Origin of the sequence: Sphingomonas xanthus, from assembly GCF_007998985.1 — a bacterium.
Taxonomy (GTDB): Bacteria; Pseudomonadota; Alphaproteobacteria; order Sphingomonadales; family Sphingomonadaceae; genus Sphingomicrobium; species Sphingomicrobium xanthum.
In genome coordinates this window covers 865,655-890,085 of the sequence record NZ_CP041659.1, presented here as the reverse complement: position 1 = coordinate 890,085, position 24,431 = coordinate 865,655, and the positions used below count along the sequence as shown (strand labels likewise).

Genomic DNA, 24,431 nt, shown 5'->3' with positions numbered 1-24,431 from the left:
GCCGCTTCCATGCTGCTTGATCGAAGAACCCTCGTCGGCGGGTCGGCCGCGCTAGCACTGACTGGCTGCGCCACGATCTCGCGCCGGCCCGGATGCAGCACATTGCCGCCAGTACATATTGACGAAGGCCGGCTCATTCGCACAGTCGCCGGGCTGCGCCCGTATCGCGAATCCGGGTTCGTCGTCCGCCGTGATGCGCTTGGCGACAAGGCTCTGGTCCATAATTACGGCCATGGCGGCGCGGGCATCACCTTGAGTTGGGGGAGCTCCCGGCTGGCAACCGATCTTGGCCTGGCCGGACATTCGGGTCCGGTCGCTATAATCGGCAGCGGAGTGCTGGGCCTCACCACTGCGCGGCTGGTGCAGGAGGCGGGGTTTCCCGTGCGTATCTACACCGCCGCGCTGCCCCCCGAGACCACTTCCGCTGTGGCTGGCGGGCAGGTCTCTCCCTTCGGCCATTACCGCGAAGGCCGGGTCACAGATGTGTGGATGGCCCAGTTCCAGGCGGCGATGGCCTATAGCTGGGAGCGATTCCAGATGCTTGCCGGCGACCGTTACGGGATCCGCTGGCTTCGGACCTATGAGGAGGTGCGGCGAGCGGCGGCCCCCGGCTCTTGGATCGATGCCTATTACCCCAATGCCCGACTGCTGCGCGCCGAAGAGCATCCCTTTCCGGTCAGCCCGGTCATGGCGTTCGATACCATGTATGTCGAAACCCCGAGGTTCATGGCGCAATTGATGAGCGACGTGCTGGAGGCCGGCGGAACGCTCCGCCTTCGCAAATTCGAAAATGTCGCCGACCTTGCCGGTCTCGAGGAGCGGCTTTTGTTCAACTGCACCGGCATCGGCGCACGAGCGCTGGTCGGCGACGCGATGCTGATACCGATCCGCGGGCAATTGGCGGTGCTGCGGCCGCAGCCCGAGGTCCGTTACGCCTTTGCCGGCGATGCCGGCTACATGTTCCCGCGCGGCGACGGAATCTTGCTTGGCGGCACATTCGAGCGGGGCGAACCGGACCCGACTCCGACGCCGGGCGCGATCGCCCGTATCATGGCCTCCCACCGGGACTTGTTTGCAGGCTTTCGATGCTAGCGCTTGATTTGGGAGCGGCGCGCCCAATCTAGCCGCCCATGAACAATCATCTAACCCCCAAGGCGATCGTCGCCGCGCTTGATGAACATATCGTTGGCCAGCAGGACGCGAAAAAGGCGGTTGCCGTCGCGCTGCGCAACCGCTGGCGCCGACAGCGGCTCAATGACGAATTGCGCGAGGAAGTGACTCCGAAAAACATCCTGATGATCGGCCCGACCGGGGTCGGGAAGACCGAAATCAGCCGGCGGTTGGCGAAATTGGCCGACGCGCCGTTCGTCAAGGTCGAGGCGACCAAGTTCACCGAGGTCGGCTACGTCGGCCGCGACGTCGAGCAGATTGCCCGCGACCTGGTCGAGGAAGCGGTCCGTCTCGAGCGGGAGCGTCGCCGCGAACGTGTCAAGGAAGCGGCCAAGAGCGCGGCGATGGAGCGGCTACTCGACGCGCTCACCGGCAAAGGGTCGTCCGAAGCAACCCGCGCCAGCTTCCTCCAGCGTTTCGCCGACGGGAGCCTCGATTCCGCCGAGGTCGAAATCGAAGTTGCCGAGGCCGCCGCGATGCCGTTCGATCTGCCCGGTAACGGCGTCGGCATGATCAATCTGAGCGAGATGATGCAAAAGGCGATGGGCGGGCCGCCGAAAAAGCGGCGCAAGCTGAAGGTTCGCGACGCCTACAGCAAACTGATCGACGAGGAGGCCGACAAGCGCGTCGACCAGGACGACGTCACCCGTGTCGCGCTGGCCGATGCGGAGGCCAATGGGATCGTGTTTCTCGACGAGATCGACAAGATCGCGGTCAGCGATGTGCGGGGAGGATCGGTCAGCCGAGAAGGGGTGCAGCGTGACCTTCTGCCGCTGATCGAAGGGACGACGGTCGCGACGAAATACGGGCCGATCAAGACCGACCATATCCTGTTCATCGCCTCAGGCGCCTTCCATGTTGCCAAGCCTGCCGACCTGCTTCCCGAGCTTCAGGGGCGATTGCCGATCCGGGTCGAGCTATCGCCGCTGACCGAAGCGGATTTCGTCCGGATCCTCGCCGCCACCCGCGCCAGTTTAACCGACCAGTATCGCGCGCTGCTGGCGACCGAGGGGGTCACCGTCGACTTCACCGAAGCGGGCATTGCCGCGCTGGCGAGAATCGCCGCCGAGGTGAACGAGGCTGTCGAGAATATCGGTGCCCGGCGGCTCCAGACAGTGATGGAAAAGCTGCTGGAGGACATCAGCTTTACCGCCGAGGACCGCGAGGGCGAAACGGTGAGGGTCGATGCGGCCTTTGTCGAACAGCAGCTGACCAGCATTGCCAAGAACGCCGACCTGAGTCGTTACGTTCTCTGACCCGCCCGTCGGTAATAGGGGACGAGGCCCTGGGCAAAAGGCGACCAGAGCGGGGCGCGGACTCCGGCCAGCCGGAGCCGGCCGGCGGCCCATTGGTTGCAGGTCTGGATGGCGTTGGTCTTGCCGACGCCTTCGTAGAAAGCGTCGCGCTCGCCGTAGCCGGGATGATCGATCCGGACCGGCCGGCCCGCGGCATCGAGTCGGAACCCGGCCCGCACTGACGACCACAGGCGGCGATATTGTTCACTCGTCAATCGGATCTCGCGCGCCGAAAAGGTCGGGTCGCGAGCCCATTCGACATGAATCACCTGCTCACCCCCCGCCAGCGCGATTGCCGCGGTCTTGAGCGACAGGTCGGCCCAGGTCGGCGTGTCGAGATACACTCGTCTCTCGCCCGCACCGAACGCCACCCATCGGGCCTCATCGCCGACCGAGGCAAAGTGCGACTTGGGCAGCAGCGCCCGCCAGTCGAGCCCTTCCGCTTCGGCGGGAAGGACCAGGTCCACATGGATTCCATTATTGGCAAGATAGATGGTCACGCCATCGTTGGCTTCACGCCAGTCGCCGTTGAGCGGGATCAGGCTGCCGACCAGCGCCGCCAGCAGATAGGCCAGCGGCACCGCCAGCAGCGCCAGCAGAAACCTCTTAGGCCAGCTAGGCTTTCGCAGTCGGCGACGGGTTGGCATGCGGTGAGCTTAGCCGGACGCCCCCCCGCTTGTCGCTGCGAATTGAAAGCGAAAATGGTCGGGGCGACAGGATTCGAACCTGCGACCCCCACACCCCCAGTGTGATGCGCTACCAGGCTGCGCTACGCCCCGACCGGCCGCGTACCCCTGCGGGACGCGAGAGCGGCGCATCTAGGGCGATGCGCATCGCTTGGCAAGCTGGCCCGCGCCGTGATAGGCGGCCCGCCACCTCCTGTGCACGGGTCATCGCCCGGCGCCCCTCGACGAAGAGATCTCCTTGCCCATGACCACCACTTCGTTTCTCGCCGCCGCGGCCTCTTCGGCCGGAGCCAGCTTTTTCGTCCAGACGATCCCGCTGGTCCTCATCTTCGTCATTTTCTGGTTCCTCCTGATCCGGCCGCAGCAGAAGCGGATGAAGGAGCATCAGGCCCAGATCGCGGCGGTCAAGAAGGGCGACCGCGTCGTCACCGGCGGCGGTCTCATCGGCAAGGTAACCAAGGTCGGCGAAACTGAAGTGGAAGTCGAGCTTGGCCCCAATCTTCGCGTCCAGGCGGTCAAGTCGACCCTTACCCAGGTGGTCGACCCCAAGGCGGCCAAGCCGGCCAACGACTAAGGACGCACAATGCTCGATTTCCCCCGTTGGAAGGTTTGGGCGGTCAGCCTGACGATTCTCGTCGGCATCCTGCTGTCGATTCCCAGCCTGGTCCCCAAGGCGCAGACCGAACGCTGGCCTGGCTGGATTCCCAATCCCCGAGTCAGCCTTGGCCTTGATATCGCCGGTGGCAGCCAGTTGTTGCTTGAAGCCGATGTCGCAGACGCCGCCAAGCAACGGCTTCAGGCAATGGAAGACCAGGTCACGACCGAACTTCGCCGGGGTGAGCCGCGAATTCAGATTGGCGACGTATCGACCAGCGGCGGCAAGCTGAGCTTCATCGTCCGCGATCCCACGCAGCTTGATTCAGCAGTCGAACGGCTTCGCACGCTGACCCAGCCGGTCGGCCTGACCGGCTCCCGCGACTGGGAGGTCACTGTGGTCGATTCGACCCGGATCGTCCTCACACCGACCGAGGCGGGCGCGACCAACGCGCTCAACAATTCCCTGACCGTCGCCCGCGACGTGGTCCGCCGCCGTATAGATCCCGGCGGGACCAAGGAAATCACCGTCATTAGCCAGGGCCAGCGGCGAATCTTCGTCCAGGTCCCAGGCGTTGAGGACCCCGAGGCGCTCAAGGATTTGATCGGCCAGACGGCGCGGCTCGAATTCAAGCTGGTCGACCTTAACGCCGATCCCAACCAGGTCGCGGAGGGGCGTGCCCCTCCGGGCAGCCAGGTGCTGCAGATGGCTGACGGCACGGGGGCGATTGCCGTGCAGCGGCGCGTCATGGTCTCCGGCGAGCAATTGGTCGATGCGAAGCAGAGCTTCGACCAGGACGGCCGCGCCGTGGTCAGCATCACCTTCAATCCCGCGGGCGCACGCCGCTTCGGCCGGGTGACCCAGGAAAATGTCGGCAAGCCGTTCGCGATCATCCTTGACGACAAGGTCCTGTCGGCGCCGAACATCAATGAGCCGATCCTCGGCGGACAGGCGCAGATCAGCGGCCAGTTCTCGGTCGAAAGCGCCGCCCAGCTGGCGATCAGCCTGGCCTCGGGCAAGCTGCCGGTAAAACTCAATGTCGTCGAGGAACGCACGGTCAGCGCCGAATTGGGCGCCGATTCGATCGAATCGGGCACGATCGCCTCGATCTTCGCGACGATCGCGGTGATCGCGCTGATGGTCATGACCTATGGACGATTTGGCGTCTATGCGTCGTTCGCGCTGCTGGTGAACGCGTTCATGATCCTTGGCGTCATGGCAGTGTTCGGTGCCTCGCTGACCCTGCCCGGAATCGCCGGTTTCGTGCTGACCATCGGTGCCGCGGTCGACGCAAACGTCCTGATCAACGAACGCATCCGCGAGGAACTGCGACGAGGGCGCAAGATGCTCGATGCGTTGGAAACGGGCTACAAGGAGGCGTCCACTGCCATCTTCGACGCGAACATCACCAACACCATCGCGGCAGTCCTAATGATGTATTTCGGTTCCGGCCCGATCCGTGGCTTTGCGGTCGTTCTCCTGATCGGCATCATCACCTCGGTGTTCACCGCGGTCAACTTCACTCGCATGCTGGTGGCGCTTTGGATCAAGTCCAAGCGCCCGCGCACGCTCAACATCTGACGGGCGGTAAATCATGAAGTTGCTCAAGCTCGTTCCGGACAACACCAACATCAATTTCATGCGGTGGCGGAAGGTCGCGTTCATCCTCTCGATCGCGCTTTCGCTGGCAAGCATGGCGCTGGTTGCCAGCCGGGGACTTAACCTCGGGATTGATTTCGTCGGCGGCCAACTGGTCAGGGTGACCTTTGCCCAGCCGGTGTCGATCGACGATCTGCGCAGCAAGGTCGGCGGGCTCAACGTCGGCGACGCGACGATCCAGGAATTTGGCGACGACCGCACCTATCAGATTCGCCTGCCCAAGCCGGAAGGACCCGAATCGGCGGCCAATGAAGTCGTGTCGAAAGTTCGTGCCTTCCTGCCGCAAGCCTATCCAGGCGCAACCGTCAGCGCCGGCGAATCGGTGTCGGGCAAGGTCAGCGGGGAGCTTGCGCTCGATGGCGCGCTGGCGATCACCTTCGCGATGATCGGAATCGCGATTTACATATGGTTCCGCTTCGAATGGCAGTTCGGCGTGGGGGCCCTTTTGACCCTGGCGCACGACGTGTCGGTAATTTTGGGCTTCTTTGCCGTGACGCAGCTGCCGGTCGATCTCAATATCGTCGCAGCCTTCCTGGCGATCATCGGCTATTCACTCAACGATACCGTCGTCATCTTCGACCGGATCCGCGAAAATCTGCGCAAATACCGCAAGATGGAGATCGTCTCGCTGCTCAATTTCTCGCTTAACGAGACATTGAGCCGGACAATCGTGACCTCGCTGGCGATCATCATCGCGCTTACGGTCCTGCTCGCGCTTGGGCCCGACGTCCTGTTCGGCCTTACCGTCGCCATCCTGTTGGGAACGGTTATCGGCACCTATTCATCGATTTACATCTCTGCGCCCTCGCTCGTTTGGCTGGGCTTGAAGCCCGACAGTTTCCTTCGCCACGAAAGCGATGAGGAGGAACCTTCGGGCGCTCGCGCCTGAGGGTCGACAGGATGTTGGTTCAGCGGGGTGAAAGGTCGCTTGGCCTTACCCTCGCGCCGCGCTAGGAAAGGCCCCATGGTGACCAAGACCCGTATCGCGGCGCTACTGCTGCTGCCCGTAATCCTGCTTCCCGCCGCCGGTTGCGCCCGTAACAAGGCAAACAGCGACACGGCCTATGTGGCCCGCGACGTCAACACGCTCTACACGCTCGCCAAGGAGCGGATGGACCGCGGCGACTATGAGGCTTCGGCCAAGCTGTTCGACGAGGTAGAGCGCCAGCATCCTTACTCGGTCTGGGCCCGCCGTGCGCAGATGATGAGCGCCTTTTCCTATTACATGGCGGAAAAATATACCGACGCGATCAGTTCGGCGCAGCGGTTCCTGACGATCCACCCGGGCAACAAGGACGCGCCTTACGCCAATTACCTCATCGCGATGAGCTATTATAACCAGATCGAGGACGTCACCCGCGACCAGAAGATCACCCAGCAGGCGTCCGACAGTTTCAACGAGTTGATCCGCCGCTACCCGCAGAGCCGCTACGCGTCCGACGCGCGGCTCAAGCTCGATCTCATCAACGATCATCTGGCCGGCAAGGAAATGGAAGTGGGCCGTTTCTACCAGCGGTCGGGACTGTGGCTTGCCGCGGTCACCCGTTTTCGCACGGTGGTCGACAAATATCAGACCACCTCGCATACGCCTGAAGCGCTTGAGCGGCTGGTCGAGACCTATCTCAACCTCGGCATGCCCGGCGAAGCGCACAAGGCCGCGGCCGTGCTCGGAGCCAATTACCCCGGCAGCAAATGGTATCAGCGCAGCTTTAACCTGATCCAGCGCCATGCTCCGGCGACCGTCCCGCAAAGCTAAATGACGGACGGCGGCGGCCGATGCTGAGGCAGCTGTCGATCCGCGATGTGGTCCTGATCGACCGGCTTGAACTGGAGTTCGAGCCGGGGCTGGGCGTGTTGACCGGTGAAACGGGCGCCGGAAAATCGATCCTGCTGGACAGCCTGGGCCTGGCGCTTGGAATGCGTGCGGATACCGGCCTTGTCCGCAGCGGGGAGTCTCAAGCGATCGTCGCCGCCGAGTTCGAGCTTCCCGCCGGCCATCCCGCTTTCGCCTTGCTGGCCGATCAAGGCATCGAGCCCGAACCCGGCGAGCCTCTTCTGGTCCGCCGCACGCTCAAGGCCGACGGTGGCAGCCGCGCCTTTGCCGGCGGGGCGGGCGTATCGGCCTCGCTATTGCGCGATGTCGCTGCCGGGCTGGTCGAAATCCACGGCCAGCATGACGATCGCGGTCTGCTCAATCCGCGCGGTCACCGCGGCCTGCTGGACCTGTTCGGCCGGATCGATTCCGGACCCGTCGCTCAAGCCTGGGCCGAGGTAGAGAGGCTGGAAACTGCGCTATCCGATGCCCGGTTGGCTGCCGATGCGGCGGAGCGCGACCGCGAATGGCTCGAATATGCTTCCGCCGAGATTTTGGCGCTGGCCCCGGAGGCGGGCGAGGAAAGCCGGCTCGCGGAGCAGCGCGCGGCGATGCAGGCCGGGGAACGGGCCGGCGAGGCGCTGACGGGCCTGGACGAGATACTCGGAGGGTCGGATGGCGCGCTGGCGCAGCTTCGCCTCGTGGCGCGGCGGATCGAGCGCGGCGCTGCGGACCATCCGCTGTTGGGCGAGGCGCTGGCCGCACTCGACCGGGCAGTTATCGAGGCGAGCGAAGCCGAGGACCGGATCGCCCGGGCCGCCGAGGCACTGGCCTTCGATGCCGACCAGCTGGAATCGGTCGAGGCCAGGCTGTTCGACATCCGGGGACTGGCCCGCAAGCACCGAGTTGAACCCGACGCGCTCGCCGCGCTGGGTGAGGAGCTGCGCGGCAAACTGGAGCTGATCGAAGCCGGCGGAAGCAGGATCGCGGCGCTGGAGTCCGAACTGGCGGAGGCGCGGCAACATTATGATCATGAGGCGCGCCGGCTGAGCGCAAGGCGGATCGCCGCTGCCGAACAGCTTGATAAGGCGGTTGCCGGGGAATTGCCGCCCCTCAAGCTCGATGTCGCCAGCTTCCGCACGGCGATCAGCGCTGCCGAACCGGGTCCGTCAGGGATCGACCGGGTCGAGTTCGAAGTGTCGACCAACCCGGGCGCGCCGTTCGGCCCGTTGACCAAGATTGCCAGCGGCGGCGAACTTTCGCGCTTCATCCTTGCATTGAAGGTCGCGCTGGCCGAGGCGGGAACCGCCCAGACGATGATTTTCGACGAGATCGATCGCGGTGTCGGCGGTGCCGTGGCAAGCGCCATCGGCGAGCGGCTGGCGAGGCTGGCGGCAGGGTCGCAATTGCTGGTCGTCACCCACAGCCCGCAGGTGGCGGCGCGCGCCGCGCACCATTATCGGATCGAAAAAGCGCATGGCCAGCACGGCACCCGCACCACCGTTCGCAAGTTGAGCGTCGAGGAGCGGCGCGAAGAAATTGCCCGGATGCTTTCGGGCGCCGACATCACCGACGAAGCCCGCGCGCAGGCGGCACGATTATTGGAGGCAGCATGAGCGACCACAGGGACATTCCGCAAAGGTTCAACGACGAGGCACTGGGTCATGTGCTGGTCAGCGACGGCGGCGGCACCCCGCGCCCTGCGGTGATCATCGTCCCAACGGTGATGGGAATCAGCGACCTTGAAATGGGCTTCGCCGAGCGGCTGGTCGGTCTGGGTTATTGCGTGCTGATCGCCGACCTGTTCGGAACCGCGTTTCGTGGCGCAGCGCGCGATACGATGTTCGGGGAGATGAACCGGTTGCTCGAGGATCGCGCCTCGCTGTGCGACCGGATGACCAGCGTCCTCGACCTGGCCAAGCAGCAGGCCGAGGTCGACGCGGCCAAGGTGGCGGTGATCGGCTATTGCTTCGGCGGCCTGTGCGCGCTGGACCTGGCCCGGTCTGGCGCCGACTTCCAGGGCGCGGCCAGCTTTCACGGCCTGTTCAAGCCGCCCGGCCTCCCGGCCAATGCAGTCAAGCCCAAGGTCATCGCCTTCCATGGCTGGGACGACCCGATGGTCCCGCCGGAAGATGTCGCCGCACTGGGGCAGGAACTGACCGCTTCGGGCTGCGACTGGCAGATCCACGCCTATGGGCATGTCGGCCACGGCTTCACCAATCCCAACGCTCATGAAATCGGCATCGACGGCGTCACCTATGATGAGGACGCTGCCCGGCGCAGTTGGACCAGCCTTGAGGATTTCCTCGCCGAGTGCCTGCGTTGAGTGCAGCCGATGGAGTGACCGAAGCCGATGCCGCCAACCGCCTCATGCGGCTTGCGAAGCTGATCGCGCATCATGACAGGCTTTATCATGACCAGGACGCGCCGGAGATTTCGGACTCGGAATATGACGCGCTGGTTCGCGAGAATCGCGAGCTGGAAGATCGTTTCCCCCACCTCGTTCGCAGGGATTCGCCATCGGTCCGGCTGGGCGCGATACCCACCTCGCCGCTGGTCAAGGTCACCCATGCCAGGCCGATGCTCAGTCTCGACAATGCCTTCAGCAAGGACGAGGTCGAGAATTTCGTCGGCCGGCTGCGCCGGTTCCTTAGCCTTCGTGCTGACGAGCCGGTGGCGCTGACCGCGGAGCCGAAGATCGATGGTTTGAGCTGCTCGCTGCGCTATAAAAAAGGGACGCTGGTCTTGGCTGCGACGCGCGGCGACGGGACGGTCGGGGAAGACGTCACCCCCAATGCGCGGACCATCGCCGACATCCCTCAGCAGCTGGATGGCGCGCCCGACATCCTCGAGGTCCGCGGCGAAGTTTATATGTCGAAGACCGACTTCGCAGCCTTGAACCAACGGCAGGAAGCGGCGGGTGCCAAGGTCTTCGCCAATCCGCGCAACGCCGCCGCGGGCTCGCTTCGGCAAAAAGACCCCGAGGTCACCCGTGCCCGGCCGCTGCGCTTCCTCGCCCATGGCTGGGGCGAGATCGGCGCGCCGCTGGGCGCCACGCAGGCCGAGGCGATGGAACATATGGCGGCGCTTGGGTTCCCGGTGAGCGACTTGTTGAAGCGTTGCCGGAACCTTGAGGAGGCGCTTGACCATTATGCGCTGATCGAGCGCAAACGGGCGACGCTGCCGCTCGATATCGACGGAGTTGTCTACAAGGTCGACCGGCTTGACTGGCAGGAACGGCTGGGCTTCGTGTCGCGAGCGCCGCGCTGGGGCCTGGCGCACAAATTTCCGGCGGAAAAGGCCGAGACGCTTCTCGAGGCGATCGACATCCAGGTCGGGCGCACCGGCAAGCTCACACCGGTTGGACGGCTTGCGCCAGTCGGCGTCGGCGGGGTGATCGTCCAGAATGTCACGCTCCACAATCGCGACGAAATCGCCCGGCTTGGCCTGCGCGTCGGCGACCGCGTGCGAATCCAGCGCGCCGGCGACGTCATCCCGCAAGTGGTCGAGAATCTGACCCGCAACACGCCGCGCGAGCCTTATGTTTTTCCCGACTACTGCCCGATGTGCGGCTCCGAAGCCGTCGCGGAGGAAGGCGAGGTCGATGTTCGCTGCACCGGCGGCTTGGTCTGCCCCGCCCAGCTGATCGAGCGTCTCAAGCATTTCGTGTCGCGCGGGGCGATGGACATCGACGGGCTGGGCGAAAAAAGCCTGGTGGAATTTGTCGAGCTGGGGTGGCTGTCCGGCCCCTCCGACATTTTCCGCTTGAACGGTCATCGCAGCGAACTGATCGGGCGCGAAGGCTGGCAGGCGGTCAGCGTCGACAAACTGTTTGGCGCGATCGAGGCGCGCAAGGGCTTCGACCCGGCGCGGCTCCTGTTCGGCCTCGGTATTCGTCATGTCGGCGCGGTCACTGCCAGGGATTTGATCAAGGCCTTCGGTTCGGTCGAGCAGTTGGAGAAGGTTGCGCAACAGGAAAGCGCGCTTGCTGACCTGTCATCGGTCGAAGGCGTCGGCGAGGTCGTTGCGCAATCCATCGTCGATTTCTTCCACGAACCCCACAACCGCGACGAATTGTCGCAGCTTCTGGCGCTCGCCAGACCCTCGACCTTCGTCCCGACCGCCCGTGAAACCGAATGGACGGGCAAGACCATCGTATTCACCGGCAGTCTGGAAACGATGAGCCGCGACGAAGCCAAGGAGCAAGCTGAACGGCTCGGCGCGAGGGCCGCTGGATCGGTCAGCGCCAAGACCGACCTCGTCGTCGCCGGACCGGGGGCAGGCTCGAAATTGAAGAAGGCCGAGGAGCTGGGGATCCGCGTGATCGGCGAAGCCGAATGGGCGGAAATTGTCGCGGCGGCCTAACCGCGCCGCCACAGCTGCAGCGACTGGATTCCGGCCGGGATCTGGCCGTTTGGCTCGGGACGCGACAGTACTCGCTCGATCAATCGCCAGCGGCGGCGCACCCGGGACTTTTGCCAGATGTCGGTGACCCAATATTCGCCCGACCAATCCTGGTCGTCCATGCTTGCCTTGATGGTCAGCTGCGCGGCGAACACCGCGACCGATCCGAGGTCGCGGACATAGATGTCGCCGAACCGGTAGCTGGTGCAGCGAAAACGGGTCGCGGCGGCGTCGAGCCAACTGGTCGCGTCGAGAATGGCCGCCGGCCTGGAGCCCATGACCAGCCGGAACTTGCGCGCGGTGAGCGCCTTCAATTCCTTCGGGTCGCGTCCCGCCCATGCCCGCATCCAGCGATGCTCCATGGTCTCGATGATGGGCATGAGGTTGATCATGACGGGAGGACTAACCGATGACGGGAGGGTTGCAAATCGCTCTGCCGCTCATCGCCCGGACTCAAGCACGAGCACGCACCATTCTCCCGCCCCGCGTTCGGTGAGGGTGCAGCCCTGGGCCTCATAGGCGGCGATCACTGCGTCGGCCTGGGTGTCGAGCAGGCCCGCCAGCACAATGGTCGCACCGGGCGTACAGGCCCTTGCGAAAGAGGGGGCAAGCTCGACCAGCGGACCGGCGAGGATATTGGCGATCAACAGGTCGAATGGCGCGCGCGCTGCAAGCAGCGGATGATCCATGCCGTCGGCGACCGCCAGCAGCACTTCCCCTGCGCCATGACCGACCCGGATGGCATTGATCGCGGCATTGTCGCGGGTGACGTCGATCGAGACGGGATCGATGTCAGTGGCGATCGCCTTGGCATCGGGCCAGAGGGCCATCGCAGCGAAGGCCAGCAGGCCCGTCCCGGTGCCGACGTCGGCAAGGTTGCGGAACTGCTTGCCTGCGACCTGCAGCCGGTCGAGCGCGGCCAGGCAGCCGGCGGTCGTATCATGCTGGCCGGTGCCGAACGCCAGTCCCGCGTCAATCTCGAAATTGATCGTGTCGTTGGGGCGATCGGAAAAATGCATTGGCGTATGCACGAAAAAACGGCCGGCGCGGATCGGCTCCAGCCCCGACTGGCTTTGCACCACCCAGTCGGTCGTGTCCTCAAGATGCTCGATTTCGGGTTCGCGGCCGGGCGCGAGGCGGCGCAGCAGGATCAGTTCCTGGGTCGATGGTTGCTCGGCGAAATAGGCGTGGATTCGCCAGTCGTCGGGGGCGTGGGGATCCGGCTCGTCGGCGACGATGACCGGCGGTTGGTCGGCGTGGACGAAAAGGTCCTCGCCTTTGGAGAGCGCCTCGGCCTCGACGCGGTTGCAATGCAGCGTCACGCGCCAGCTCATTTCCCCGCCTCCTTGGCAAGCCGCTCGTCAAGCCGCTTGCCGATAGCCGCGGCATAAGCCTTGCAGCCATTGCTGTCGAACAGGGACGCCTTGCCGCTCATTCGTTCGCGCATCTGGCTGGCAGAAGGGTGCGGCGTGAGGAGGATGTCGCATTCCGCCTTCGCCAGGCGGTCAAGGCCGGCGCGATAGCCAGCGAGATAGTGGGGGTGGTTGCTGAAGCGGTAATCGTCACGGCTGATCGGCGACAGGCTGTCGGCATAAACTATCCGTCGGCAGACACCGCCGTCGCAGCTCGTCCATTGCCAGCTCAGCGCCCCGGCAGTGTGGCCGGGAGTAGCAATCGCGGTCAGTTGCAGCGGACCCAGTCGAACGATCTCTCCACCCTCGACCGTGCGGTCTACGCGGGCGGCGGGGAAGGGCTTGTGCAGCCCGGCCTGCGGGTCATTGGGCTGCGGCGCGCCGGTCGCGAACACCTTGGCGGCTTCGCTCGAGGCAACCAGCTGGGCGCCCGTCAGCTGCTGGAGGCGGGCGATGCCGCCGACATGATCGATATGTTCATGGCTGTGGAGAAGGAATTTGATGTCGGACAGCTGGAAGCCGAGGGACCGGATGTTGTTAGCAACGAGCTCGGCTCCGGCCTCGGTGCCGGAATCGATCAGGATATGGCCTTCCTCGCCAGTGATGAGAATGGCGGCAATGCCGCACGTGCCGACCAGATAGCTGTTGCCGTGGAGGCGAACCGGCGGGCCCGGCTTGTCCCATTCGTCGAAATCCTTGCACCGCTGCGCCCAAAGCGGGCCGGCCTGTTCGATCGGCGCCCTAGGCCGCTCGACTTGGCGCGGTGGCTTGCCCAGGGGAATGCTAATCTGCTGCGCGGCAACAAGAAGAAGGGCACTAGCGAACATAGCTGGCTCCGTTGAGGTCGATCACCGACCCGGTCGAAGCGGCCGGGGCTTCGATCGCAAGCCAGCGGATCGCCTCGGCGACTTCCGCGGTATTGGTCACCCGGCCGAGCGGAATGTCGGCAAGGATCGCCGCGCCGCCACGCCCGCTCAGATAGTCCTCGGTCATTTCCGACACGGTAAAGCCGGGGGCGACCGCAAAGGCGAGAATGTTATCGGCGGCATAGCCTCGGGCGATGGTCTTGGTCATGGCGATCATCGCGCCCTTGGACGCGGCATAATGCCAGTGCGCGGGGCTGTCGCCGCGATAGGCCGCTCGGCTCGCGACATTGACGATCCGCCCGCCGCCAATTGTCCGGAAATGGCCCACGGCGAGCCTGCACAGGTCGGCCGCGGCCTGCAGATTGACCTGCATCGTCCGCTGCCAGCCGGCCTGCCATGCTTGGTCATCGTCGGTGTCGGCGACGGCTTCGTAAATGCCGGCATTGTTGATGAGCACGTCGATCCGCCCGCCGAGTGGTTCGAGTGCAGCCTCCCATAGCGTGCGCGCTGCGGCGGGGTCGGCGAGATCGGCGGCGAGGCGGCCGTCGCCGCCCCGGGTCGAATGGCCAGCGACGCGATGGCCGCCGTTCTCAAGGGCATCGAGCGCCGCCGCACCGATGCCGCGGCTCGCGCCGGTCAGGAGGATGTTCATTCCCTGCGCCTAGCCGCGGTGACGGCTGGGCGGAAGGGTCAGGCGGCGAACTGCGCGGCGAATTCCTCGCTTGCTGCGCTGAATCCGTCGATCTGGCCGGTGAACTGCCCGAAATCCTTTTCGACGCCGTCGATCCCGCTGGCCACCTGCTCTGTATCAGCTCGGATCGCGGCGATGGTCGAGGACATGGAGTCGGCAGCAAGCGCGGTTTCGTCGACCGCGGCGGTGATCATTGTCACGGTTTGCGCCTGGAGCTCCATCGCCTGGCGAATCCGGTCGGCGCTGCTCTGCACCTCGACCACGGTGGACTGGATCGATCCATTGGCCTCGACCGTCTGGCGGGTTGCGGCGGTGATCGCGCTGATCTTGGCGGTAATGTCGTCGGTGGCCTTGGCAGTCTGCGTCGCGAGGCTTTTTACTTCCTGGGCGACGACCGCGAAGCCGCGGCCGGCATCGCCCGCGCGGGCGGCCTCGATGGTCGCGTTGAGGGCGAGGAGGTTGGTCTGCCCCGCGATGTCGCGGATCAGGCCGAGGATCGATTCGATCGCCTCGACATGGGATGACAGCGCCTGGCTGACCTGAACCGCCTGTTCGGCCTGGCTTCCGGCGCGGGTGGCGACCCCCGCCGCGACTTCCACTTCGGTCCTTGCATCCTCGATTGCGCGGATCAGGCCCGCCGCGGTCTGCGCCGCTTCGCGCATCGCAACCGCCGACTGTTCCGCGGCCGCCGCGACCTCGCTGGTCTTGCCAAGCATCCCGCGCGCCGAAGTGCTTGCGTCATGGGCCCTGGTGAGCAGGCCGCGCGCGGTATCGGCGGCTACCCCGGCAATCTGTTTCACCTTGCGTTGGAAAAGCTTGCTCTGGGTAACGCGGGCGCCCGCCGCCGCATCGGCTTCGAGCAGCGCGACCTGGGCCAGGATGATGTCGGTTTCATAGCTGGTTAGCCGTTGCAGCGCCGTCACCAGCTCGCACAGTTTTGCCTGCTCCCCGCCGAAGCGATCGAAAAGACCGGCGATGATCGCGCTGATCAACTTGTCGCGGCTGGCGACATAGTCCGGAACCGACTGCTTCTCTTCGTACAGCCGCTTGCCGAAATCGGCGACATTCTGCACCCAGCGCTCGTCGACGTTCGAGGTGTAATGCCGTTCGACCACGGCGAGGGTCGACTCGCCGAAATGGGCCCGCGCGCAGTCGCGGATGATGTCGGCGGCCGCGCCCCAAAGGGTGGTCAGGTCGCGGTCAAGCGACCCTCCGGGATTATAGGCGGTCAGTCGGTTCTGCACTTGGGTTTCCGTCAAAGGCTGCAAGGCGGTCATGGGCTACGGCACTCCGGATGATCTCAAGCGGCGAAGCTCGACACGAAGTCGGTCGTCGCGGTCCTGAAATCGGCGATTCGGGTCGAGAAACGGCCGAATCCCTGTTCGACCTGGTCGATGTCTTTGGCCACCTGCTCTGTATCAGCTCGGATCGCGGCGATGGTCGAGGACATGGAGTCGGCAGCAAGCGCGGTTTCGTCGACCGCGGCGGTGATCATTGTCACGGTTTGCGCCTGGAGCTCCATCGCCTGGCGAATCCGGTCGGCGCTGCTCTGCACCTCGACCACGGTGGACTGGATCGATCCATTGGCCTCGACCGTCTGGCGGGTTGCGGCGGTGATCGCGCTGATCTTGGCGGTAATGTCGTCGGTGGCCTTGGCAGTCTGCGTCGCGAGGCTTTTTACTTCCTGGGCGACGACCGCGAAGCCGCGGCCGGCATCGCCCGCGCGGGCGGCCTCGATGGTCGCGTTGAGGGCGAGGAGGTTGGTCTGCCCCGCGATGTCGCGGATCAGGCCGAGGATCGATTCGATCGCCTCGACATGGGATGACAGCGCCTGGCTGACCTGAACCGCCTGTTCGGCCTGGCTTCCGGCGCGGGTGGCGACCCCCGCCGCGACTTCCACTTCGGTCCTTGCATCCTCGATTGCGCGGATCAGGCCCGCCGCGGTCTGCGCCGCTTCGCGCATCGCAACCGCCGACTGTTCCGCGGCCGCCGCGACCTCGCTGGTCTTGCCAAGCATCCCGCGCGCCGAAGTGGCGGTCTGGCCGGCCTGGCTGCGCAGCTGGTCGCTTTCGCGGGTGCAGTCCTGCACCACGCCGAGCACCTTGCTGTTGAACTGGCCGGCTTGGCGCGACTGTTGCTGCTCGCTGTCGCGGCGCGTGACCGTGATCGCATGATGGATGAAACAGTCGATCTCGACGGCCTGGATTTCGGACAGTGTCCGGGCAAGGCGGTCTTGTTGCTCCCCGTCGTGATTCTGCCGGCGAATGGCGGTGAACGCCGCTTCGGTCTGAGCATTCACGCCGGCCAGCAAGGTCGACAGGGTCAGGCCGTTGTCCAATGCTTTTTCAACGTAGGAGCGGGCCTGCACGACCCAGTCGTCGCGGTCGATCCGTTCAAACTTCGACTGGACATAGGGCAGGATCTTGCCGGCCAGCTGCTCGATGCGCGCATCGTCGAACGGTTCGGTGACTTCGGGCGAGGCGGCGTAGCGGCGCCAGAATTCGCGGGCCATGTCCGGAGCAGCGTCGGCAAGCTGGCTCCACAGCTCGCGGGCGCGTTGAGGCAGGTCGCCGCTGCTATCGTAAAGTCCAAGGCCGCGGGCCAGATCATATTCACCGTCGGACGTTCCCTGAACCACGCTGCCCATCGTCTGCCTATCCCGTCAAATGCCTTAAATCCTGCCGGCTGCTATGGCGAACAATGGTTAAGGCGGGGTTAGCCGCCGTGCTCGGCTTGCCAGCCCTGCCAATGCTGCCTAGGGGACTTGCCCAACCTTAACCGGCGCTTCGAGGGCCCATGAACCGCATGCCTGAGCGACCATTGTCGCCGCATCTCACCATCTGGAAATGGGGACCGCATATGCTGGTCTCAATCCTTCACCGCATCACCGGCAGCGCGCTGACCGTCGCGGGCCTGGCAATCCTGACCTGGTGGCTGGCGGCAATTGCCGGTGGCGATACGGCCTATGCCAGCTTCATGGCGGCGTCCGACCATTGGGCGGGCAAGATTGTCTTGGTCGGCCTGACCTGGGCATTTTGGCAGCATCTTTTCTCGGGACTTCGGCACCTCGTGCTCGACACCGGCGCGGGCTATGAGCTGAAGGTCAATCGCTTCTGGGCGACGCTGACGATCCCGGCGGCCCTGTTTGCGACCGCCGCGACCTGGGCGTTTGGAATGGGGTTGTGGGCATGAACCGCGGGGAAAGCGCAACACCGCTCGCCAAAGTGCGCGGGCTTGGAGCCTCGGGCCACGGCGGCCAGCATTGGCTGGAAGAACGATTCAGCAGCATCGCGCTGGTGCTCCTGTCGCTCTGGCTGATCTTCTCGCTGCTGATGTTGCCGGTGCTTGACCGGGCGACCCTGGCCGAATGGCTTGGATCCGCCTGGGCGGCCGTGCCAATGGCGTTGCTCGTCATCGCCGGGTTCAAACATGGACTCGACGGGCTCAAGGTGGTGGTCGACGATTATGTCCATGACGAGGGCAGCCGCGTCGGCCTTCACTTCATCCTGACTATGGCGGCGATCGCCGGCGCATCCGCCGCGCTGTTCGCGCTCGCCAAGATCGCTTTCGGAGCAGCCGCATAATGAGCGCCTACAAGATCATCGACCATGTCTATGACGTCGTCGTGGTAGGCGCCGGCGGATCGGGCCTTCGCGCGACCATGGGCGCCGCGGAAAAGGGACTGAAGACCGCCTGCGTCACCAAGGTCTTCCCGACGCGCAGCCATACCGTCGCGGCGCAGGGCGGGATCGCCGCTTCGCTCGGCAACATGGGTCCGGATCATTGGACCTGGCACATGTACGACACCGTCAAGGGATCCGACTGGCTCGGCGACCAGGACGCGATCGAGTATCTCTGCCGGGAAGCTCCGGCAGCGGTTTACGAGCTTGAACATGCCGGCATGCCGTTCAGCCGCACCAAGGAAGGCAAAATCTACCAGCGGGCCTTCGGCGGAATGACCCAGAATATGGGCGAAGGACCGGCCGCGCAGCGCACCTGCGCGGCTGCCGACCGGACCGGCCATGCCATGCTTCACACGCTCTACCAGCAGAGTCTGAAGTATGACGCCGATTTCTTCATCGAGTATTTCGCGCTCGACCTGATCATGGAAGATGGCGAGTGCCGTGGCCTCGTCGCGCTCAACATGGACGACGGGTCGATCCACCGCTTCCGCGCCCAGGCCGTGGTGCTTGCGACCGGCGGCTATGGCCGCTGCTATTTCTCTGCGACTTCGGCCCATACCTGCACCGGTGACGGCAACGCGATGGTGCTGCGCGCCGGCTTGCCCCTGCAGGACATGGAGTTCGTGCAGTTCCACCCGACGGGAATCTATGGCGTCGGCGTTCTGATCACCGAAGGCGCGCGCGGCGAGGGCGGCTATCTCACCAATTCCGAGGGCGAGCGCTTCATGGAACGCTACGCCCCGTCCGCCAAGGACCTGGCCAGCCGCGACGTGGTGTCGCGCTCGATGGCGATGGAGATCCGCGACGGTCGCGGGGTTGGCGATCACAAGGATCATATCTTCCTTCACCTCGACCATATCGACCCGAAGATTCTCGCCGAACGGCTTCCGGGTATTAGCGAGACGTCGAAGATCTTTGCCGGCGTTGATGTGACCCGCCAGCCGATCCCGGTCATCCCCACCGTCCATTATAATATGGGCGGCATCCCGACCAATTATCATGGCGAGGTGGTGACGCTGAAGGACGGCAATCCGGACAGCGTCGTGCCGGGCCTGTTCGCGGTCGGGGAGGCCGCCTGCGTGTCGGTTCATGGCGCCAACCGCCTCGGTTCCAACAGCCTCATCGACCTAGTGGTGTTCGGACGCGCCGCGGGACTTCGCCTTGCCGAGGTGATCAAGCCCGGCGCCGCCCAGCCGCAGCTTCGCGGCGAGGCCTCGGAACTGGCGCTGACCCGTCTCGACAAGTTTCGCCATGCCGAGGGCACCCTGCCGACCGCCAAGATCCGTGAGGAGATGCAGCGGACGATGCAGGCGGACTGCGCGGTGTTCCGCACCGAACGGACCTTGGCGGAGGGACAGGCGAAGATAGACGCCGTCTACAGGAAGATGGCCGACGTCCATGTTTCGGACCGCAGCCTCATCTGGAACAGCGACCTTATCGAGACTCTCGAGCTCGACAATATGCTCGGCCAGGCGGTGGTCACCATGCATTGCGCCGCCAACCGCAAGGAAAGCCGCGGCGCGCATATGCACGAGGACTTCCCCGACCGAGACGACAAGAATTGGATGAAGCATAGCATCGCCTGGTTTGACGGCTTCGGCGGCCAGGGCGGCGGCGTGAAGATCGATTACCGCCCGGTTCACGAATACACGCTCACCGATGAGGTCGGCTACATCAAGCCCAAGGCCCGGGTCTATTGAGCAAGGCGCCGTCCTCGTCGCCGCTGGCGAGGATAGCGCAACGCATTCGGGCGCATGACTGGTTCGCGGCGGCGATCGAAGTTGCGATCGTCGTGCTGGGCATTTTCCTCGGCCTTCAGGTCACACAGTGGAATGAAGAACGCCAAGACCGGGCGCGCGAGATTTCCCTGATGATGAACGTCGCGCGCAACCTGCGCGAAGACGTCGCGGAAATGGACGAAAACATCCGGACCGCCTCGTCGCGCATGGCGTCGCTCGATTATCTGCTTCGGCTTGCGGGCGACTGGGATCCTCCAAGGGAATTCCCGTCGTCGCGATTTGCAATCCAGGTCGAACAGGTGCCGCCGTTCAATCGGCAGTCGGGCTATGCCATCGGTATCGAGGCCTTCATTCTCAGCTTTTACGACGGAAATCGCTTCGCCTATAATACGCTGATCAACGCCGACGGCCCCAACCTGATCGACGATCAGATGATGCTGGGCGAAATCCAGCAATATTACGCGTCGGTGGACCTGCTCCTCACATTTGAGCGATCGCTCGCCGAAAACCGGCTTCGGATCCTCGATGCCATGCAAAAGGAGGGAATTTCCGCCGTGGACGGCAAATCATTCCAGGAGGTCGCATCGATCGTGCGAGCCAATCCGCCGCTTCGCGCAGCTGTCGAGAATTATTGGCTTTATGCCAATCGGCAGGTCTACTTGACCCGCCGTGCTAGCGCGGATGCAGCGGACTTGGCCGATCGCATAGAGCGCAAATATCGTAACTGACGCAATTCGCTGCGGCGTCCGGGGCGGTCCCGACGAGGCGACCGCCTCAGGACTAGTCGCGGGGAGCACTCGCCGCTAAGGCCGCTTCCGCAATGACCGATCCCAAACCACCCAAACGTATTTTCCCCGAAGCAAGCACCGACGCCCGGGCCGCAAAACATGTGCCAAGCTCTCCGCAGACCGAGAGCGAAGCCTATAAGCTGGCGTTCCAGGACACCGACTTCCTGCTTCGTGACGACCTTCGTCCGGTTCGCTTCCAGCTTGAACTGCTGAAGCCCGAATTGCTGATGAACGAGGCGAATATCGCCTCGACCTTCGTCTTCTACGGATCGGCGCGGGTTCCAGAACCGGCCAAGGCACAGGCGCTTCTCGAAAAAGCGCGGACCGACTGGGACCGGACGGTCGCCGAGCGGCTGGTAGCCAAGGCGCATTATTATGACGAAGCGCGCAAGCTTGCGCGGATCGCTAGCCGCTTTCCGGTAGACGAGGACGGCAAGCGGCATTTCGTGGTGACGTCGGGCGGGGGGCCTTCGTTCATGGAGGCCGCAAACCGCGGCGCCTGCGACGAAGGCAAGGAATCGATCGGCCTAAATATCGTCCTGCCGCATGAGCAGCTGCCAAACACTTTCGTGACGCCGGACTTGTCATTCCAGTTCCACTATTTCGCGCTGCGCAAGATGCACTTCCTGCTCCGCGCGCGCGCCGTGGCGGTGTTCCCGGGTGGCTTCGGCACCTTCGACGAGATGTTCGAGCTACTGACCCTGATCCAGACCGGCAAGGTGCGGCCGCTGCCCATCCTGTTGTTCGGCAAGCAATTCTGGGAGCGGGTGGTCGACTTCAAGGGACTAGCTGAAGAAGGCGTTATCAGCCCACATGACCTGGATCTCATCACCTGGTGCGAGACCGCCGAACAGGCATGGGAAGCGGTCTGCGAACATTATGAGTGCTAAACGGGCGGAACGACGTGTCCGGCCTCGGCAATCAGAACAAAGGCGGCGGCCGGGAAAACTCCTGGCTGCCGCCTGAACTTTATCTGGCTAGTGCCTTAGCGGCCCTGCGCGTCGGCGTCGCCCTTGCCGCGGCCTTCCTCGGCGCCCGGAACGACCGGGACGTCTTCGGCTTTCTCGGCGGTCGAGCTGGCTTCGGCATCGGCCTTCGCGGCATCCTCGCCGGCGGCGGGGGCATCCTCGGCGGGCGGCGGCGGAACGGTCAGCGTGCCGCCCTTGGAATTTAGGAATAGCAGCAGGTCGGCGCGATCCTGCGGGTTGGAAAGGCCGGCGAACGCCATCTTGGTGCCCGGCGCGAACCGCTTCGGATTGGCCAGCCATGCCGACATGTTATCCCAACCCCAGGTGCCGCCAACGCCCTTCAATGCGTCCGAATATGCGAAACCGGCGTGGCCAGCGATCGGCTTGCCCAGCGTTCCAAAAAGCGCCGGGCCGATGCCGTTGGCGCCGCCAGCGTCGATGGTGTGGCAGGCCGCGCACTTCTTGAATTGCGCTTCGCCCTTGGCCGCGTCGGCGGTTTGCAGGAAGAAGGCGATCGGCTTTTCCGCTTCGCCGCCGGCACCTTCCTCGACCACGCCCTCGATCGGATAGCCCATCGTTTCCGGCCGCTCGCCCTTATACATCTCACCGGTAACGATCGATGCGCCGAGTGCGACGATACCGGCGAACAGGACCCAGCCGGCGATGGTGTTGTTGCGGTCGTTCATGAAACCCCGTTCGGCCTAGCCGAGAAATGGTTGAATTCGGTGCAGCCCTTTAAGACGCGCATGCCCTCACATCAAGCCGTCGACCCAAGCTTCGAGCAAGGTCCGCGCGATTGCCGCGGCAGGCGGCGGGAGGAAGGGCGCATCTGGATCGCCCGAAAGAGCCTGGACCACCTCGGCGCGGCTGAACCAGCGGGCGTCGTCCAACTCGTTAGTATCGATAGTCAGCGAATCGCTTTGTGCTGACGCCCATGCGCCGACCATCAACGAGGAAGGGAAGGGCCAGGGCTGGCTGGTAAGGTAGCGAACCTCGCCGACCGCAATCCCGGCTTCTTCCTGCAGTTCGCGCGCGACAGCGGCCTCCAGCGATTCGCCCGGCTCGACGAATCCCGCCAGTGCCGAAAAGCGACCCGGCGGGTAGCTGGGCTGGCGGCCCAGAAGCAGGCGTCCATCATGTTCGGCGATCATGATGACGACCGGGTCGACGCGAGGATAATGTTCGGCCCCGCAGCCGGTGCACGCTCGCGACCAGCCGCAACGGTTGGGCTCGGTCGATTGTCCGCAATTCGAACAGAAACGGTGACGGCCGTGCCATTGGGCCAAGCTGAGAGCGGCCGCGAAGGTCGGCGAGTCCTCGGCTGCAAGCAGCGTCAGCAGTTGAATGTGCGTGCGCGCGTCGATTGGGCCATTGTCCTCAGGCAGCGCGCACAGTCGGGGATGATGATCGTTCAAGCCGAGGAGCAGTGGCGGACTGCCGCTGACCGGCTGCCAGCAAAGCCGGCCCATGGCGTCGATCGCCGGGGCGCCATTTTCCCACACCAATTCGAGTGCGCCCGAATCGGCGCAAAGCCGACCGATCGCGGCTGGGTCCGTGCGCAAATGGTCAGCGCGGTCGAGACCGCCTCCCGAAAAAAAGGGTCTAAGCCGCATCGCGAATCCGGCCGGCGAGGATCGCCTCGGCAGCTTTCATATAGAGGGTCGGCAAGCCCGCCTCGCCAAGCCGGGCGACTGGCTGCCACCAGCCCTCGCCCACGGGCTCGGAGGCGGTGGCGACTCGCAGATCGAGCGCGAAGTGGGTGAAGGCATGGCGGATCACCGGTCCGCTCCCGCCTGGAGGGCCCTGCTCGCCCCATTCCGTCCCGGGCAGCGCCGCCATTCCCCCGAGCAGGCCGTGCTTCGGCCTGCGTACCAGCCACACCGATCCGGCCCGTTCGATCCACCATGCCGTGCCGAAGCGCTGGCGCGGCGCTCGTTTTGGCGCGGGCGCCGGGAAGCGCTGAGGCTCGCCACGGGCAAAGGCCCGGCAATCGGCGGACAGCGGACAGGCTGCGCAGCCGGGGCTTCGCGGGCGGCAGAGGGTCGCGCCAAGGTCCATCATGGCCTGAGCGAAATCGCCAGGGCGATCGTCCGGCGTCAGGGAGTCGGCAAGCCGGCGAATGTCGGGACCAAGCGCTGCCAATGGCCGGTCGAGGGCATGCAGGCGCGCGATTACCCGGGCAACATTGGTGTCGATGACCACGGCCCGCCGGCCAAAGGCAATCGCAGCAATGGCGGCGGCGGTGTAGGCGCCCAGACCGGGCAGCTTGCGAAGTTCGGCCTCATGCGTCGGGAAGCCTCCACGCTCGGCGACCTGGCGGGCGCAGGCGATGAGATTGCGGGCGCGCGCATAATAGCCGAGCCCTGCCCACTCCGCGAAGATCTGCTCCTCGGGTGCCTCTGCCAGCGATTGCAGCGTCGGCCACCGCGCGACGAATCGATGAAAGCGTGGTTCCACGCTGGCTACCGTGGTTTGCTGAAGCATCACTTCGCTCAACCAGACGAGGTAGGGATGCGGCGGCGGACTTCCGGGCGGGCTTCGCCATGGCAGTGGCCGGGCATGGGCATCATAATGGGCAAGCAGCCGGCCAGTTGCGCCGCGAGGGTCGACAAGCTGCGATGCGGCACTGGCGGGCATGAAATCGCTATGGCATGGTCCAGCG

At 64.7% G+C, this 24,431-nt stretch carries 24 protein-coding genes and 1 tRNA gene; 14 read left to right on the top strand and 11 right to left on the bottom strand.

Features of this window, described 5'->3' with window-relative positions:
* The first annotated feature begins 9 nt into the window (after positions 1-9).
* Both FMM02_RS04475 and hslU read left to right on the top strand, forming a co-directional pair.
* Positions 10-1,092 carry an FAD-dependent oxidoreductase gene (locus FMM02_RS04475; RefSeq protein ID WP_147493738.1) on the top strand — a complete coding sequence of 361 codons (1,083 nt, stop codon included), beginning with the start codon at positions 10-12 and terminating at the stop codon, positions 1,090-1,092.
* A gap of 38 nt (positions 1,093-1,130) precedes the next feature.
* Positions 1,131-2,426, top strand: coding sequence for an ATP-dependent protease ATPase subunit HslU (hslU, locus tag FMM02_RS04470; RefSeq protein ID WP_147493737.1), 1,296 nt, complete (start codon positions 1,131-1,133; stop codon positions 2,424-2,426).
* Here hslU and FMM02_RS04465 read toward each other — a convergent pair.
* Both FMM02_RS04465 and FMM02_RS04460 read right to left on the bottom strand, forming a co-directional pair.
* The gene (locus tag FMM02_RS04465; protein ID WP_147493736.1) at positions 2,414-3,112 is read right to left on the bottom strand and encodes a TIGR02117 family protein; all 699 of its coding nucleotides are present in this window, start codon (positions 3,110-3,112) and stop codon (positions 2,414-2,416) included. The genes hslU and FMM02_RS04465 overlap by 13 nt on opposite strands.
* 55 nt (positions 3,113-3,167) lie before the next feature.
* Positions 3,168-3,244, bottom strand: a tRNA-Pro gene (locus FMM02_RS04460).
* Positions 3,245-3,395: 151 nt separating this feature from the next.
* Here FMM02_RS04460 and yajC point away from each other — a divergent pair.
* The 7 genes from yajC to ligA all read left to right on the top strand — a co-directional run bounded on the left by yajC (position 3,396) and on the right by ligA (position 11,583).
* Positions 3,396-3,725 (top strand): preprotein translocase subunit YajC, encoded by a 330-nt coding sequence (gene yajC / locus FMM02_RS04455; RefSeq protein WP_147493735.1) that lies wholly within the window; start codon positions 3,396-3,398, stop codon positions 3,723-3,725.
* Between the two features lie 9 nt (positions 3,726-3,734).
* Complete coding sequence (secD, locus tag FMM02_RS04450; protein ID WP_147493734.1) at positions 3,735-5,327, top strand: protein translocase subunit SecD; 1,593 nt, start codon at positions 3,735-3,737, stop codon at positions 5,325-5,327.
* 13 nt (positions 5,328-5,340) lie between these two features.
* Complete coding sequence (secF, locus tag FMM02_RS04445) at positions 5,341-6,294, top strand: protein translocase subunit SecF (protein WP_147493733.1); 954 nt, start codon at positions 5,341-5,343, stop codon at positions 6,292-6,294.
* Positions 6,295-6,369: 75 nt separating this feature from the next.
* The gene (locus FMM02_RS04440) at positions 6,370-7,161 is read left to right on the top strand and encodes an outer membrane protein assembly factor BamD (RefSeq protein ID WP_147493732.1); all 792 of its coding nucleotides are present in this window, start codon (positions 6,370-6,372) and stop codon (positions 7,159-7,161) included.
* A 20-nt stretch (positions 7,162-7,181) separates the two neighbouring features.
* Positions 7,182-8,834, top strand: coding sequence for a DNA repair protein RecN (gene recN, locus FMM02_RS04435; protein ID WP_147493731.1), 1,653 nt, complete (start codon positions 7,182-7,184; stop codon positions 8,832-8,834).
* Positions 8,831-9,544 carry a dienelactone hydrolase family protein gene (locus tag FMM02_RS04430; RefSeq protein ID WP_147493730.1) on the top strand — a complete coding sequence of 238 codons (714 nt, stop codon included), beginning with the start codon at positions 8,831-8,833 and terminating at the stop codon, positions 9,542-9,544. Before recN ends, FMM02_RS04430 begins: the two co-directional genes overlap by 4 nt.
* Positions 9,545-9,588: 44 nt before the next feature.
* Positions 9,589-11,583, top strand: a complete 1,995-nt coding sequence (gene ligA / locus FMM02_RS04425) for an NAD-dependent DNA ligase LigA (RefSeq protein WP_147494963.1) — start codon at positions 9,589-9,591, stop codon at positions 11,581-11,583.
* Here the strand turns inward: ligA and FMM02_RS04420 are convergent.
* The 6 genes from FMM02_RS04420 to FMM02_RS04395 are packed head-to-tail and all read right to left on the bottom strand — an operon-like array spanning position 11,580 to position 17,238.
* On the bottom strand, positions 11,580-12,014 hold the full coding sequence (locus tag FMM02_RS04420; protein WP_147493729.1) for a nuclear transport factor 2 family protein: 435 nt from the start codon (positions 12,012-12,014) through the stop codon (positions 11,580-11,582). The two genes, ligA and FMM02_RS04420, sit on opposite strands and share 4 nt — an antisense overlap.
* A gap of 48 nt (positions 12,015-12,062) precedes the next feature.
* On the bottom strand, positions 12,063-12,956 hold the full coding sequence (locus FMM02_RS04415) for a 50S ribosomal protein L11 methyltransferase (protein ID WP_147493728.1): 894 nt from the start codon (positions 12,954-12,956) through the stop codon (positions 12,063-12,065).
* Positions 12,953-13,861 carry a subclass B3 metallo-beta-lactamase gene (gene bla / locus FMM02_RS04410; protein ID WP_147493727.1) on the bottom strand — a complete coding sequence of 303 codons (909 nt, stop codon included), beginning with the start codon at positions 13,859-13,861 and terminating at the stop codon, positions 12,953-12,955. The genes FMM02_RS04415 and bla overlap by 4 nt, the downstream gene beginning before the upstream one ends.
* Positions 13,851-14,552 carry an SDR family NAD(P)-dependent oxidoreductase gene (locus FMM02_RS04405; protein WP_147493726.1) on the bottom strand — a complete coding sequence of 234 codons (702 nt, stop codon included), beginning with the start codon at positions 14,550-14,552 and terminating at the stop codon, positions 13,851-13,853. Before FMM02_RS04405 ends, bla begins: the two co-directional genes overlap by 11 nt.
* A 38-nt stretch (positions 14,553-14,590) precedes the next feature.
* Positions 14,591-15,868, bottom strand: coding sequence for a methyl-accepting chemotaxis protein (locus FMM02_RS04400; protein ID WP_147493725.1), 1,278 nt, complete (start codon positions 15,866-15,868; stop codon positions 14,591-14,593).
* Positions 15,869-15,891: 23 nt separating this feature from the next.
* Positions 15,892-17,238, bottom strand: coding sequence for a methyl-accepting chemotaxis protein (locus FMM02_RS04395; protein ID WP_147493724.1), 1,347 nt, complete (start codon positions 17,236-17,238; stop codon positions 15,892-15,894).
* A gap of 149 nt (positions 17,239-17,387) precedes the next feature.
* Between FMM02_RS04395 and sdhC the strand changes: the two genes are divergently transcribed.
* The 5 genes from sdhC (at position 17,388) to FMM02_RS04370 (ending at position 21,691) form a co-directional block, all read left to right on the top strand.
* Positions 17,388-17,783, top strand: a complete 396-nt coding sequence (gene sdhC, locus FMM02_RS04390; protein ID WP_147493723.1) for a succinate dehydrogenase, cytochrome b556 subunit — start codon at positions 17,388-17,390, stop codon at positions 17,781-17,783.
* Positions 17,780-18,175 carry a succinate dehydrogenase, hydrophobic membrane anchor protein gene (gene sdhD / locus FMM02_RS04385; RefSeq protein ID WP_147493722.1) on the top strand — a complete coding sequence of 132 codons (396 nt, stop codon included), beginning with the start codon at positions 17,780-17,782 and terminating at the stop codon, positions 18,173-18,175. Before sdhC ends, sdhD begins: the two co-directional genes overlap by 4 nt.
* Positions 18,172-19,974, top strand: coding sequence for a succinate dehydrogenase flavoprotein subunit (sdhA, locus tag FMM02_RS04380; protein ID WP_425473680.1), 1,803 nt, complete (start codon positions 18,172-18,174; stop codon positions 19,972-19,974). The genes sdhD and sdhA overlap by 4 nt, the downstream gene beginning before the upstream one ends.
* Entirely contained in the window at positions 19,971-20,741 is a 771-nt protein-coding gene (locus FMM02_RS04375) for a hypothetical protein (protein ID WP_147493720.1), read from the top strand. Before sdhA ends, FMM02_RS04375 begins: the two co-directional genes overlap by 4 nt.
* Positions 20,742-20,833: 92 nt before the next feature.
* A complete protein-coding gene (locus tag FMM02_RS04370; RefSeq protein ID WP_147493719.1) occupies positions 20,834-21,691 on the top strand; it encodes an LOG family protein in 858 nt (285 codons plus the stop codon).
* 95 nt (positions 21,692-21,786) lie between these two features.
* Here the strand turns inward: FMM02_RS04370 and FMM02_RS04365 are convergent, their stop codons facing one another.
* The 3 genes from FMM02_RS04365 to FMM02_RS04355 all read right to left on the bottom strand — a co-directional run bounded on the left by FMM02_RS04365 (position 21,787) and on the right by FMM02_RS04355 (position 24,406).
* A complete protein-coding gene (locus FMM02_RS04365; RefSeq protein ID WP_147493718.1) occupies positions 21,787-22,455 on the bottom strand; it encodes a c-type cytochrome in 669 nt (222 codons plus the stop codon).
* Between the two features lie 66 nt (positions 22,456-22,521).
* Positions 22,522-23,382 (bottom strand): NAD(+) diphosphatase, encoded by an 861-nt coding sequence (gene nudC / locus FMM02_RS04360; RefSeq protein ID WP_147493717.1) that lies wholly within the window; start codon positions 23,380-23,382, stop codon positions 22,522-22,524.
* Positions 23,372-24,406: an A/G-specific adenine glycosylase gene (locus FMM02_RS04355; protein WP_147493716.1), complete on the bottom strand. Its 1,035-nt coding sequence runs from the start codon at positions 24,404-24,406 to the stop codon at positions 23,372-23,374. Before FMM02_RS04355 ends, nudC begins: the two co-directional genes overlap by 11 nt.
* Between the last annotated feature and the right edge of the window lie 25 nt (positions 24,407-24,431).

Bases quoted from the DNA above. Each gene is read 5' to 3' on its own strand.
- FMM02_RS04395 (WP_147493724.1), bottom strand. From the start codon at position 17,238: ATGGGCAGCGTGGTTCAGGGAACGTCCGACGGTGAATATGATCTGGCC.
- nudC (WP_147493717.1), bottom strand. From the start codon at position 23,382: ATGCGGCTTAGACCCTTTTTTTCGGGAGGCGGTCTCGACCGCGCTGAC.
- FMM02_RS04405 (WP_147493726.1), bottom strand. From the start codon at position 14,552: ATGAACATCCTCCTGACCGGCGCGAGCCGCGGCATCGGTGCGGCGGCG.
- hslU (WP_147493737.1), top strand. From the start codon at position 1,131: ATGAACAATCATCTAACCCCCAAGGCGATCGTCGCCGCGCTTGATGAA.
- FMM02_RS04420 (WP_147493729.1), bottom strand. From the start codon at position 12,014: ATGATCAACCTCATGCCCATCATCGAGACCATGGAGCATCGCTGGATG.
- FMM02_RS04415 (WP_147493728.1), bottom strand. From the start codon at position 12,956: ATGAGCTGGCGCGTGACGCTGCATTGCAACCGCGTCGAGGCCGAGGCG.
- bla (WP_147493727.1), bottom strand. From the start codon at position 13,861: ATGTTCGCTAGTGCCCTTCTTCTTGTTGCCGCGCAGCAGATTAGCATT.
- ligA (WP_147494963.1), top strand. From the start codon at position 9,589: ATGCGGCTTGCGAAGCTGATCGCGCATCATGACAGGCTTTATCATGAC.
- FMM02_RS04475 (WP_147493738.1), top strand. From the start codon at position 10: ATGCTGCTTGATCGAAGAACCCTCGTCGGCGGGTCGGCCGCGCTAGCA.
- FMM02_RS04400 (WP_147493725.1), bottom strand. From the start codon at position 15,868: ATGACCGCCTTGCAGCCTTTGACGGAAACCCAAGTGCAGAACCGACTG.
- secD (WP_147493734.1), top strand. From the start codon at position 3,735: ATGCTCGATTTCCCCCGTTGGAAGGTTTGGGCGGTCAGCCTGACGATT.
- FMM02_RS04465 (WP_147493736.1), bottom strand. From the start codon at position 3,112: ATGCCAACCCGTCGCCGACTGCGAAAGCCTAGCTGGCCTAAGAGGTTT.
- FMM02_RS04440 (WP_147493732.1), top strand. From the start codon at position 6,370: ATGGTGACCAAGACCCGTATCGCGGCGCTACTGCTGCTGCCCGTAATC.
- sdhD (WP_147493722.1), top strand. From the start codon at position 17,780: ATGAACCGCGGGGAAAGCGCAACACCGCTCGCCAAAGTGCGCGGGCTT.
- FMM02_RS04365 (WP_147493718.1), bottom strand. From the start codon at position 22,455: ATGAACGACCGCAACAACACCATCGCCGGCTGGGTCCTGTTCGCCGGT.
- FMM02_RS04370 (WP_147493719.1), top strand. From the start codon at position 20,834: ATGACCGATCCCAAACCACCCAAACGTATTTTCCCCGAAGCAAGCACC.
- yajC (WP_147493735.1), top strand. From the start codon at position 3,396: ATGACCACCACTTCGTTTCTCGCCGCCGCGGCCTCTTCGGCCGGAGCC.
- sdhC (WP_147493723.1), top strand. From the start codon at position 17,388: ATGAACCGCATGCCTGAGCGACCATTGTCGCCGCATCTCACCATCTGG.
- FMM02_RS04355 (WP_147493716.1), bottom strand. From the start codon at position 24,406: ATGCCCGCCAGTGCCGCATCGCAGCTTGTCGACCCTCGCGGCGCAACT.
- recN (WP_147493731.1), top strand. From the start codon at position 7,182: ATGCTGAGGCAGCTGTCGATCCGCGATGTGGTCCTGATCGACCGGCTT.
- FMM02_RS04430 (WP_147493730.1), top strand. From the start codon at position 8,831: ATGAGCGACCACAGGGACATTCCGCAAAGGTTCAACGACGAGGCACTG.
- secF (WP_147493733.1), top strand. From the start codon at position 5,341: ATGAAGTTGCTCAAGCTCGTTCCGGACAACACCAACATCAATTTCATG.